The sequence below is a fragment of the Streptomyces sp. NPDC001222 genome (assembly GCF_042896945.1).
Taxonomy (GTDB): domain Bacteria; phylum Actinomycetota; class Actinomycetes; order Streptomycetales; family Streptomycetaceae; genus Streptomyces; species Streptomyces gibsoniae.
This window is the reverse complement of the sequence record NZ_JBIAXT010000019.1, coordinates 125,512-137,137: the sequence shown is the minus strand read 5'-3', so window position 1 is coordinate 137,137 and position 11,626 is coordinate 125,512. Positions and strand designations below refer to the sequence as shown.

Here is an 11,626-nt window from a genome sequence, read left to right as displayed (position 1 = left end):
CAGTACAGGCCGTGCGGACTGTGACAGTCCGCCGGGCCCAGGTTGAACGTCTGGAGGACGGGACCGAGGTGGAACTCGGCGTCCTCCCGTCGAACCAAAATCGAGGCACGCAAAGCTCAAGGGCAGGCTGAGGCAGTACGTCACGGCGGGAGCTGGCTCGTCCGACCATTGGGGAGGCCGCTACATCTGGCAACTGCAGGACTCCTCATCGGTCCTGGTCGCCTGGCGGACAACACCTGACGTGATCCGGCGCAGGCTGAAGCGGACCTGATCGACGAGTTCGTCCTCCTCCACGGCAAACCACCGTTCGCGAACTTACGCACAGGCAACCCGACCTATCCCCAGCGGCTTGCGGCTTCGTAGACGAGTCCGTACGCTCAAAGTGTATGGATTCGTCCACGAAACCACAGGGGGTCTTCTAATGGATCACGCAACTCTGCGCACCACTGTCGTCGCGGCGCTAGCCGAAGCCGATTCCCTCAGAGAGAAGTTGAACGGACTGCTCGCCGAGATCGACGGAACCGAAAGTGCAATCGACCTCGGACGCCAGGGACTGTGGACGAAAGCACAGGTTGCGCTCCTGTGGGACAAGGCGAACCACCTTCCCGGGGTCCGCGCCCTGTTCGAGGCCACCGCCGAACGTCCCGGCGAAAAGGTCACCTTCACGGAGATCCTCGAGCGCTCCAAACTTCCCGGGCGGCAACAGAGCAATGAGCATGCAGCTCTCAGCCGCATCTCCGCACAGTTGTTCAAGGAGAAGCGCTGGCCCATCGAGAACACTCAAGGAAGCTCCGACAGCGCAACGGGCAAGGCCGAGATGCTGTACTGGATGGACAGCCGCGTCGCAGCATGGTGGCGGGAAATCACCAAGTGAGGGAACCCTGATGGCCAACGGCACCCGACGTCGGCTGACCCGGTCAGCCATCGCGCAGTGCTCGGGAAAGCCGAAACGGCTTTGTGATGAGGCTATGGCTCATACATGAGCCCGGCAGCAAGGGGATCGCGATCCCCCTGTTGGCCAGCTCGTCAGTCTGGACCACTCCGCCACCCCAAGCGGCGGTAGCTGATCCGCTTGAAAGCCCGGGCAGGGTATCCAACAGCAGGGGGCAGGATGAGGGAGACATCAGCAACGGCGGCCAGAAACCTTCCAACGGCGGCAGGGGTGCCGCTGGATGACGACCGGCTCCGACTGCAGTACATCCCCTGGGGGGATCCAACCGAAGCAACGGCGTTGGAATCGCTGAGCGAAGCGCAGCATTTCTTCTACGACAGCCCGGAGCACTCCGAACGGATCCCGGTACCGGCGGCACGACAGCACCCCGTGCCGCAAGCACTTGGCGGCGACATCCGGAGCAGGCTGCCCCGCGGCATCTACCTCTTTGAGTCGCGAGCCGGCCGGGTTCTCGTCGGATTCGCATTGGGCAACGGTGGAGATGCCGTTGCTCCCCAGCGGAAGCGTCTCCGTGACATAGACGACGGTCACATGCTTCACCGGGCCCTTCTACAGTACCGGGAATGGTGCGCCGCTGTCGCCGACGAGGCCACACCCGCTTTCGCCCGCGGCGACCTCGTCCGTCTTGCGGGGAGGCGAGAGACCTTCACCGTGCTCAAGGCGACACCGACGCGGGACGGAAGCGTCCAGTACAGGTTGCAGGACGCGACCGGCGCTCGGCGTATGGCGTTCGAAGAGGATCTCAAGGCGCTGCCGCCCAGCGCGGATGAGCCCGAGGACTGGATTTTCCGTCCGCCCGCTCCCGCTGACCGCACCGCACTGGCTCTCACTCTCGCCAAATTGAGCACGCCACTCACGGACGTCGTGTATTCGTACCAGTCGAGCCGCACGGTGTTCCGGCCCTATCAGTTCCGGCCCGTGCTCAAGCTGATGAGTTCGGACCGCCAGCGTTTGCTGATCGCGGACGAAGTCGGTCTCGGCAAGACCATCGAAGCCGGCTTGATCTGGAACGAATTGGAGCAGCGTACCCACCTGCGGCGGACCTCAGGACGACGTGGTGGCACGCACTTCCGGGGGCTCGTCGTGTGTCCCGCCGCACTCGTCACCAAGTGGCAGAACGAGATGCGCGACCGCTTCGACCGGCACCTGCGCGTCCTCGACAAGGAGGGCATGGTGGAGTTGGTGGAGCTGTTCCGCAGCGGGGACACCAGTGAGCCGTTCGCCGGAGTGGTGTCCCTGGAGCGGCTCCGGCGGGCCGGGCAGCTCGATGAACTCGCCGACCTCCAGCCCCGATTCGACCTCGTGATCGTGGACGAGGCGCACTACCTGCGCAACGCGAGCAGCCGGAGCCACGCCGCGGCAGCCCTGCTCGCCGACTGGGCGGATGCCCTGATCTTCCTCTCCGCGACTCCGCTCAATCTCGGCAACCAGGACCTCTACAACCTCGTTCACCTTCTCGACGAGGCCTCCTTCCCGGATCCCAAGGTCTTCGAGAACCAGCTCGAGCCCAACCGCCATCTGAACGCGGTGGCCGTCGGTCTCGCCGAGGGCGGCGCGGACACTCCAGATGGCGCTCGGGCCCTGCACTCCCGGCTCATGCGGGTACAGACCTCCGCGTACGGCAGGATCACCGCTCGACGACCGGAGTTCCGGCGTCTGCGGGAGCTCTTGAGCACCGGCGCGCCGCTTTCCCCTCAACAACGCGCCGAGGCACGGCGGTGCGTCGCTGAACTCAACGCCCTGGCGGGTGTAATCAACCGTACGCGCAAGGCGGACACACCCGACCGCAAGGCCCTGCGTGAAGCCGAGGACGTAGCGGTCACCTGGACGTCGCAGGAGCGCGCCTTCTACGACACCCTGCACAGATGGTGCCTGGAGCGCGCCGCCCCCAGCGGCACGGCCGCCGGCTTTGCCGCGCAGATGTGGCTCCGGCAGGCGGCCAGTTGCATCCCGGCCATGCAGCAGCGACTGAGGGAGCGTTTCTCACCCCGACCAGCCGAAGAAGAGGCCGTCGAGGAACTCCTCTATGAGTCGGGGGTCGTCGACGACGCTGAGGACGCCCCGAACGGCAACGCCGGTAAATCGGCCGCCTCCCCCGAGAAGCTCGTCCGTGAACTTGCGGAGCAGGCCGACGATCTCTCGGCGCTGAGCTCCCTGCTGCGGAAGCTCCCCGTGGACAGCAAGTTCGAGCGGTTCACGGAGATGCTGCGGAGCGCCCGTGCGAAGGGCATTCGGCAGGCGATGGTCTTCTCCTTCTTCACCCGCACCCTGGAGTACCTGGAAGAAAGGCTGACGCCTGAGTTCAAGGTGCGGGTGATGCACGGGAAGACCCCGCCGGTCGAGCGGGAACGCATCATGAAGGACTTCCGTGCCGGCGCGTTTGATCTGCTTCTGGTGAGCGAGGTGGGCAGTGAGGGCCTGGACTTCGAGTTCTGCAACGTCCTGGTCAACTACGACCTGCCCTGGAACCCCATGCGGGTCGAACAGCGCATCGGACGCCTCGACCGGTTCGGCCAGCAGCACGAGAAGATCTTCATCTTCAACATGCAGGTGCCCGGCACCATCGAGACCGACATCTTCCAGCGCCTCTACATGCGCATCGGGGTCTTCCAGGACTCCATCGGGGAACTCGAACCGATCCTGCGCGGGCGCCTCAAGGAGTTGCACCGCATCGTCTTGGACCCTCAACTCACGCCGGAGCAGCGGCGCCGCCAGGTCGACCGTATCGCGGTCGCGCGGGTGGACCGGGAGAAGGACCTGGAGACACTGAACGACGCGCAGGCACTGCTCACCGGCCTGGACGGCCTGCTCATCGAGGGGTTCGACGAGACCAGCCCGGGCAAGGGTCGCTACCTAGGCCCCAAGGAGATCCGCGGACTCGTCGAGTCCTTCCTCATGGACAGCGGGTACGGCCTCATGCGCGAGGTCTCCTACGAGGACGACCTGGTGGACATCACCGGCAGCAGTGACCTGCTCAAGGCGATGTACGAAGCGATGGACGCGGGCGCTTTTCCCCACCCCCGTGGGGATCTGCTGGCTAGACTCAAGAGCGGCTTACCGATGCGCGCCTGCTTCACCGCGAGCACCTCGTCGGCGAGCGGGGTTCCGTTGCTCAGCGTTCGCCATCCGCTGGTGCGCACCGCCCAGTGGTGGTACGACCAGCGCCCCGAGCATCTGCTGCGCTACGGACGTGTACGGCTGCCGGGCATGCCACCCGGCTCCCGCTATCTGGTGGAGGTCCGGCTGGCGCGTACGGACGGCACACGTTCACGCCGCGAGTTGTGGACCACCGCGGTCGACATCCTGACGATGCAGGAGGTACCCGAGGTGGGCACCGCGTTGCTGACCTCTCTCGCCCGCGGTGAACTCACCCGTGCCGACGAGCCGCTGCCCGCGGGTATCGACGAGTTGCTCGCCGAGACTCTGGAAGAGGTACAGGCCCTCGCGGCCGTGCAGGAGCGCACGACCAAGCGGCTCTACGAGGCCGAAAACACTCGTCTCGCCGAAGGTCGGCGCGCCACAGTGCGGGACACCTTCCACCTGAAGATCGCGCGGGCCCGTCGTCTCGCCCACGAGGTGGACCACCCCTCGATCCGTCGCCTCCATGAAAGCCGGGTGACTCACCTGGAGACACGGCGGGACGCCCTCCTGGCACAGATGGAGCGGGACGCTCGCTTCAGTCTGTCTACCGAGACGGTCGCCCTCGTTCTGGTCGAAGGGGACTGACCGGACGCCGAACGCCGGCAGTGGCCAGGGGCAAACCTCGGGCCACCGCCGGGTGCCTCACTGCCACGGATGGGAATACAGGTCGGTGAAGGACGGCCGCTGGTGTTCCTGGGCGCCCCTTCGCAGACGCGTCAGACGGATGGCACCCTGCTCTCCCGCCCGGAGCACGGGCCACCTCTCCACCCTGAACGTCATGGGCCAGGCAGTGGAATCATGCACGACCATCTCGCCGTTGAGCCGCAATGCGAGGGAGAACGCCGTCCTCGGGTGGAGTACGACGGGCAGATATGGATGTGTGCTGCCCTCCACCGAGAAGTCCATCGGCTCCCCGTCCACCACCATCGCCCGGATCCTGGCCTTGGTGACCCGTCCGACGTCCGGTGTCCCCCTCCAGTGATGGGCCAGTTCCTCGCGGCGCATCACCTGGTGCGGGGTGTAGAGGGGCTCAAAGGCGGGATAAAGCAGTTCGCTGCGTCGGCCTCCGTCGGAGTCGTCCCACTCCAGCACCAAATCGAAGCCGGGCCGGGGGAGGTTGAGCCGGTGGTAGTTGTGCACCACCAGCCCGGTCACGACCGACTGCTCCGGTGATTCCAACGCTCTGTCGAACCCCACCTCGGCATGGGGGAACTTCTCCTCGAAGACCTGACGCACCAGAGGCACCTGGGACATGCCTCCGGCGAGTAGCACGTGCTGCACGTCGGTCGCCAGTTCCGACAGCGGCATACGGGCCAGACGCGCGATGTCGGGCGTCGTTCGCCTGCGCAGCCGCGCCTCGCATAGGGCGGCCCTGACGTGTTCCAGGGCTTCGTCCATCTGAGGGCGGAAGGCCTCCTCCAGCCGTCGGCGCGTGTAGGTCAGCAGCGGCAGGTCGGTGTATCCGCCGCCGACCGGAACCGCCTGTTCGTCGTACCGCGTGTCGGACAACAGCACCTTGAGCCGTCGGGCCGCCGCCACGAGCAGGGCTCTGAGGGGGGAGGGATCAGGCATCCCGTCCACTGATATGCCCGTGGCCTCCAGGTCCTGTTCCAGATCCCGGGCGATCCGGAGGTCCAGCGCGTCACCGGCCCTGGCCACACCGCGTGCCGAGAGCACGGTAAGCTCGGGGGCGCTGTCCTGGAGTGATTCGGTGACCTCGACCACGGCGATGTCCAGGGTGCCTCCGCCGAAGTCGAAAACCAGCGTGGTTCCGTCGGGCCGGTCCTCGCCGAGTTCCCAGTAAAGCCCCTCCGACCAGGCAAGTCCGGCAGCCACGGGCTCGTCGACGATGTCCCCGACAGCCACCGGAATACCCGCGGCCCTGGCGAGAGTGGCGAGACGCCTCCGCTGCGGTCCGTCCCAGATGGCGGGGCAGGCAAGGCGGAAGTGGGCGTCCTCCGTGTCCGCTCCGGCGGCCCTGGCGCGCAGCAGCACATGCTCCAGCAGTTGCTTGATCAGGGTGTCCGCCGACTTGCGGACCGTGCCGCCCCTCTCCTGGCCAGGCAGCGCATCAGGCGTCAGGCCGAGGGTGATGCACTGCTTCACCGACCGCAGCGCCGAGGCCCCGGCCGCCGCCTCGGCACCTTCGCCGAACAGGAGCTCACCAGAGCGGGAAACGGAGATCACGCTCGGCATCCAGGCCGTGCCGTGACCGATCGGCACGTTCTCCGGTGCACCACCGGGGAGCCGCTGGCTCACCAAGGTGGTCGCGGTACCGAAGTCGATACCGATCAAGGGCTTGTCATGCTGCACCGATGTCCTCCATGGACCCTGGCTGCCGAGGTTCGGTCCCGGCAGCGGAAATCAACTGTCCTGCCTACTGGTCGGTCCTGCGGACGATCGCCTGTTCCAGCACGACGAGTTCAGGTTCACGCGAGCTCTGCCACACGAAGCCGGGCCGCTCCACCACCACCCGCGCCCCCGGTCCACCGGGAGCCCGGTGAACCACCGGGTCGTAGTCCGTCTCCTCGCCGAGTACGCCCATGTCCAACACCCCGGCCGCGGCCGCGCGTGCCAGTACCCTCCGGTACAGAGCGTTCGCCGGCCCTGTCTCCTCTGCCTCGTGGACCGCCTGGTCAGCGACTTCGGCAAGCACCGCGGCGAGCACGCGCAGCGTGTCGATCCTGGCCTGCCGCAACTGCGCCTGGGACGCCCCGCGCGCTGTCTGCCGGGACTGCCGCAACTCGTCGTCCCGACGCCGAAGTTGACGTGTCATCGCCTCGGCGCGCTGAGCAGCCTCTTCAAGGTCCCTCCGGGCCGATTCCCACTTGGCCTCAGCAGCGTGGGCACGTGACTGGGCCTCGGCGCGCTGCTTCTCCTCCTCCTCGAGACGAAGCCGCAACCGGTTCCCCGCTGCTTCCGCTTCGGCCAGCGCGGCCGAAGCGGCCCGGCGCTCCCGCTCGTGCTCGGCCCGAACCGTGTCGGCGTTGCTTCGTTCCTTCTCCAGCAGGCGGGTCAGGGCCGCGATCTCGGCCTGCGGATCCCGCTCGGGATCCTGCGCCGCCTCCGGTGTCTCGCCCGAGACGTCGTGGGGAGGACCGCCGACCTCGGTCGCGGCGTCCGAAGGTTCGACGGTGTCGGCTTCTTCACCCACCTCGATGTCGGCATCGCTTCCCTCTTCGAAGCCCGTGGACCCGGCCTTCCCCGCGAGCACCGTGGTCGTTTCTGGTGCGGTCCCGGCATCCCAGCCGTCCTTCGTCTTCTCGCCGCCGCCGGTGCTATCTGCCTTGCCCGCATCGGCGGCTTCGGCCGCCGCGGTGGACTGGGTGGTTCTGGCTGCCTCTCGAAGTTCGGCGGGAATGGCCGGATGCTCGGCCACGTGCTGGGCCCATTCCCGCACGAGGCCGTTCGGCTGCTCCCAGGTCCGGGGATCCGCCAGCAACGCGTAGGCCCGGGCGGTCATTTCCTCGGCGAAGTCTCGCGACGGAGTGGCATCTTCCTTGACCTGCTTGGCCAAGGTCCTCCTCAACAGTGCCTTGGCCCTGACCAAGAAGGAGGTCAGCCATGCCTTTTGATCTGGTGCATCCTCCGACTCGGTGTCTGCGGACAGCGCTTGTTCGAAGCAGTCCATGACGGCACGCACGCCGTTCCGCGCGTGCTCGCCACTCATCAGGCTGACTGCCTTGTCCGCCGCAGGACTCGGAACGGGCATCGCAACCAAGGGAACCAACAACGACAGGAGATTGAGGGACGGCGGAATCTCCGCTGCCTTTCTCGAGGCCCGGCTGGGTTCGGTGCCGGGGAACGTGATCCGGCCCCTCGCACGCGACACATCGCCGATGTGCGCAACAGCGACCAGACGCACGCCTTCGGGCACACGCTCGGGATGAGGGGCCACCCACTGCTGCGGCCACTCGGCCACGGGCACATCGAGGGCATGCGCCGCCAGCCGCTCGTACGGCGACAGCTCATGGAGTCTGGCGGACACAACATCGAACAGTGACTGACGGGTTGTCTCCCGCATCCTGCGCGACTTGTCCGCCAACTCCTGAAGCGCCGCGGACGCTGACAGCTCGCGACGGGGCCTGCCAGGATTGCCCCCGCCCCCACCCCACCGCAGGCCTTGCTTCGCGTCCTGTCGGATATGAGGGCTGGAAACGAGCGACTGACGCAGGTCGCTCCACTTGTCGGCGAACCTCTGCGTGTTGATCCCCAGGCCCTCGACCTGTTTCCGGAGTGCGGTGATGGTGGTCCGCTTCCCCGTTTCACGGACCAGTTCCGCCAGCACCTTCACAGGGTCGCTCTCGAACTCACCCTGGAGTGCGATGAGATTGGTGGCGGCCTTGTATCGGATCGTTCCCGGCACGAGAGTCCTCACCGACTCCGGTACGGGAACGGGCAAATGCTCACTCTCACCCCCCTCCCACTCGACGACGACTTCCGTCTCGCCCAGCGCGCGAACGGTACCTACACGACGTACGGCACTGCCGTCACATTGCTCAACCAAAGATCCGATTTCCACAGCGCGAAACCCTATCGGCCGTCTCCGCAGTTGCGGCGGGCCAAAGCCCGTTTGCTACCGATCCTTACGCGTGCTCGCCGTCGTACGACGCCACCGTCACCTCAGCCTGTGAACGCTGTGTGCCCCTCTGCTGAGGGACGTTCAGGTCCGTCGCCGGCACGGCGAACTCCGTGATGAGCGTCTCGACGGCCGTCTGCCAGGCGCGTACCTGGGCGTGGCTCGGTCCGATCTCGTCGTGGTGGTACTTGCAGCCCGTGCTGAGCCCGCTCCACAGGGCGTTGGCGCGACGGGCCAGGTCGGCGCCGGCGTAGTGGCGCAGGCAGAGCAGCTTCGCGCGCATGGTGACCCGGCGGAGTCCGGCTTCCTCGGCCGTGAGGACCGCGTCGACGGCCGCTTCCACGGCGATCCGCAGGGCGTAGGCCGCGCCACGGGCCCGGCCGGCCGGGGTCAGCGGGCCGCCCAGGCCTGCGGTGAGGAGGCTGTCGGCGGTCGCGAGGAGTCCGGCGACGGTGCCGGCGCTCGTGCGTGTGGCGGGCATCAGGCGTTCACCTCCGGCTTGCGGATCCGGTTGGCGAGGGCCTCGACCTTCCTGATGAAGGCGACCGGGTCGGGAGGGAGGAAACCGTCGGGGTGGGCGCCGCGCTGGCACTGGCTGATCAGGATCGTGCTCTCCCCTCCGTACAGGGCGCGCAGACGACTCCTGACGGCGTCGTCGGGGTGGATGAGACCGTCGTCGAAGAGGGCGAAGGAGGCGAGCGGGATGAGCCGTTCGGTCTCGTCGATGGCGGCCTGCAGATGGTCGGCGGGCTGTCCGGTGCGGCTCCGGCGGATCCAGGCCGCTTCGATGATCGCCTTGGTCAGGGCCTCGCGGCACAGGGACGGCAGAACGTTGCGCAGTGCCGTGTCGGGGCAGTCGGCGGTCTTGGCGAGAGCCATGGCGTCGTCGATGGCCTCCTTGACCGGGTCGGTCTCGGAGGTGACGTTCACCTTGGACTTCTCGCCGCGCTCCACCCTCAGCACGGTCACGGGCAGGCCCTGGCTGCGGAAGGCGTGCGGGAGTCGGGTGTCGTGGGTGAAGACGACGACCTGCCGGTCGCGGCCGAGTTCGTCGAGCACCTGGGCCAGACCGTCGACCTTTGCCGGGTCCATGGACTGCACGGGGTCGTCGATGACGACGAAGCCGAAGGGGCTGTCGGCCGTGGTCGCGCGGGGCAGGAACAGGGAGAGGGCGAGCGAGTGCAGTTCGCCCTGGCTCATGACGCTGAGAGCCGGGGCCTCGGTGTCGTCGACGGTGACGTCCATGATCAGCTTGCGCACGTTGGCCCGCTCGCTGCCGTGCAGGCTGACGTTCTTCAGGTCGACGCTGCTCTGGCGGCGGAGCTGCTCCCAGATCCGCTGCGTGTGGTCGGCGAAGACGTCGACACGGAGGTCGCGGATCTCGGTCGTCACCTTCTTGATCCAGGTGAGGGCGGCGCCGATCTCCGTTCTGCGCGGCTTGGCGGCCTCGGCCTGCCGGGAGAGCTTCGTCCACTCCGCCAGCAGTTCGACGACCGCACGCCAGCGTTCGTCCTTGGCCGCCAGTTCCTCACGCGCCTTCCCGGCCACGGCCTCGCACGCGTCCGCCAGGGTCACCGCGGTCTTGAGCGCGCGCTCGGCGAGCTCGGCGGGATCGGTGATCCGCCGGCAGTCGTTCCAGGTCTTCCACGGGTCGGTGAGCACGGCCGGGGTCTCCCGCGGCGGGAGGATCAGGTCGTGCAGGGTTCGCGTCGCGGCCCGCAGACCGGCCTCGGCCTCGCGCACCGCTTCTGCCTCGCGCAGGAGTGCGGCGATCTGCGCCTCGGCGCGCGAGGCCCACTCGCGGTCCAGGACCTGTTCCGTGCCGCAGACCGGGCAGGCCGTGTCGTCGGCGTGGCGGTCGCTGTGCGCCAGGGCCGCCTGGAGGAGCTGGGCCCTGCTGTGGGCGTCGGCGGCCGCGGTCCCCTTCAGGTCGTCGACGTCGGCGAGGGCGTGCCGCAGTGCGTCGACGGCGGCGCCGACCCGGTCGAGGTCGGGGCCCTCCGCGGCGGCCTCCATCCGTGCCTCCCGCAGCCGGCCCTCGTCGGCCGTGGGCACACCGGCGATCAGGGCGTCGAGCACGGCGTGGTCGGGACCGCCCTTCTCCTCCATCGCCAGGAGGGCCTTGAGCGCCCGGTCGTCGTGCCCCACGTTCTCCAGGGCCGCGTGGAGAAGCGGCTTCCTCTCCTTCTCGGCGTTCACGACGGCGTCGAGTTCCTTCTTCGCGGCCACCAGCCGTCGCGCGGCGGCATTGAGGTGGTCGAGTCCGAGGATCGCCGCGATGTTGTCGTACATCTCGGACGGCTTGCCGTTGATCAGGTTGCCGAGGTCGACGTACGACAGGAACGGCCGGTAGGCACGCGTCGCCTGCTCCCAGCCGACCTGCTCCAGCGGGACGGTGCCGTGTCCCGGTCGCCTGAGCACGGCCTGGGAGTCGGTGAAGGCCTCGCCGGCCCACGTGCGGGTGAGGATGCTCGGCGACGGGTCGCCCTCGATAGTCAGCTTGGCCTCGACGGCGGTCTGTTCGCCCTGGTGCAGGTTGCGCCAGCGGACGGTGCGGTTCGGGTGCTGCCCGGCGCAGTGGGCGTTGGTGCCGGTGAACAGGGTCTCGATGGCCTCGGCGATGCTCGACTTGCCGGAGCCGTTGCGTCCGACAACGAGAGTGACTCCCGGCTTCGGCCGCAGATTCAGCCGCGTCTCCGAACCGACGCCGCGGAAGCCCCTGACCGTGACCTTCCCCAGGTAGACGGGGCCGGCGAGGGTGTGGGACTCGCGTACGCCCTCGGAGTCGCCGAGCGCCTCGCGGATGCGGCTCTTCACCCCGTCGGTGAGCTTCGGATCCCCGGCCAACCGGGCCTCGACGAGCTGGTGCAACGGCAGCGCGTTGCTGTGGTGCGTCGCGTCCATGTGGTGTCTCCCGTGCTTCCCGCACTGATGTGGATAGGGCGAGCACCGAC

Annotated in this window: 6 protein-coding genes; 2 read left to right on the top strand and 4 right to left on the bottom strand. The window is 67.8% G+C overall.

All coding sequences use genetic code 11. The features are described from left to right. The first annotated feature begins 421 nt into the window (after positions 1 to 421). Together ACFY2Z_RS24655 and ACFY2Z_RS24650 are read left to right on the top strand one after the other, a co-directional pair. Complete coding sequence (locus tag ACFY2Z_RS24655; RefSeq protein ID WP_390746267.1) at positions 422 to 874, top strand: hypothetical protein; 453 nt, start codon at positions 422 to 424, stop codon at positions 872 to 874. 918 nt (positions 875 to 1,792) lie between these two features. After that, positions 1,793 to 4,678, top strand: a complete 2,886-nt coding sequence (locus ACFY2Z_RS24650; RefSeq protein ID WP_390746266.1) for a helicase-related protein — start codon at positions 1,793 to 1,795, stop codon at positions 4,676 to 4,678. Positions 4,679 to 4,735: 57 nt separating this feature from the next. On the opposite strand, the gene ACFY2Z_RS24645 is transcribed toward ACFY2Z_RS24650, so the two are convergent. The 4 genes from ACFY2Z_RS24645 to ACFY2Z_RS24630 all read right to left on the bottom strand — a co-directional run bounded on the left by ACFY2Z_RS24645 (position 4,736) and on the right by ACFY2Z_RS24630 (position 11,576). After that, positions 4,736 to 6,406: an Hsp70 family protein gene (locus ACFY2Z_RS24645; protein WP_390746265.1), complete on the bottom strand. Its 1,671-nt coding sequence runs from the start codon at positions 6,404 to 6,406 to the stop codon at positions 4,736 to 4,738. A 64-nt stretch (positions 6,407 to 6,470) separates the two neighbouring features. Next, on the bottom strand, positions 6,471 to 8,459 hold the full coding sequence (locus tag ACFY2Z_RS24640) for a hypothetical protein (RefSeq protein WP_390746264.1): 1,989 nt from the start codon (positions 8,457 to 8,459) through the stop codon (positions 6,471 to 6,473). Positions 8,460 to 8,679: 220 nt separating this feature from the next. Continuing rightward, positions 8,680 to 9,153, bottom strand: a complete 474-nt coding sequence (locus tag ACFY2Z_RS24635; RefSeq protein WP_390746263.1) for a hypothetical protein — start codon at positions 9,151 to 9,153, stop codon at positions 8,680 to 8,682. Further along, positions 9,153 to 11,576 (bottom strand): AAA family ATPase, encoded by a 2,424-nt coding sequence (locus ACFY2Z_RS24630; protein WP_390746262.1) that lies wholly within the window; start codon positions 11,574 to 11,576, stop codon positions 9,153 to 9,155. The genes ACFY2Z_RS24635 and ACFY2Z_RS24630 overlap by 1 nt, the downstream gene beginning before the upstream one ends. Positions 11,577 to 11,626: the final 50 nt, after the last annotated feature.

Excerpts from the sequence above, each read along its gene's own strand:
- ACFY2Z_RS24655 (WP_390746267.1), top strand. The coding sequence starts at position 422 with ATGGATCACGCAACTCTGCGCACCACTGTCGTCGCGGCGCTAGCCGAA.
- ACFY2Z_RS24635 (WP_390746263.1), bottom strand. The coding sequence starts at position 9,153 with ATGCCCGCCACACGCACGAGCGCCGGCACCGTCGCCGGACTCCTCGCG.
- ACFY2Z_RS24630 (WP_390746262.1), bottom strand. The coding sequence starts at position 11,576 with ATGGACGCGACGCACCACAGCAACGCGCTGCCGTTGCACCAGCTCGTC.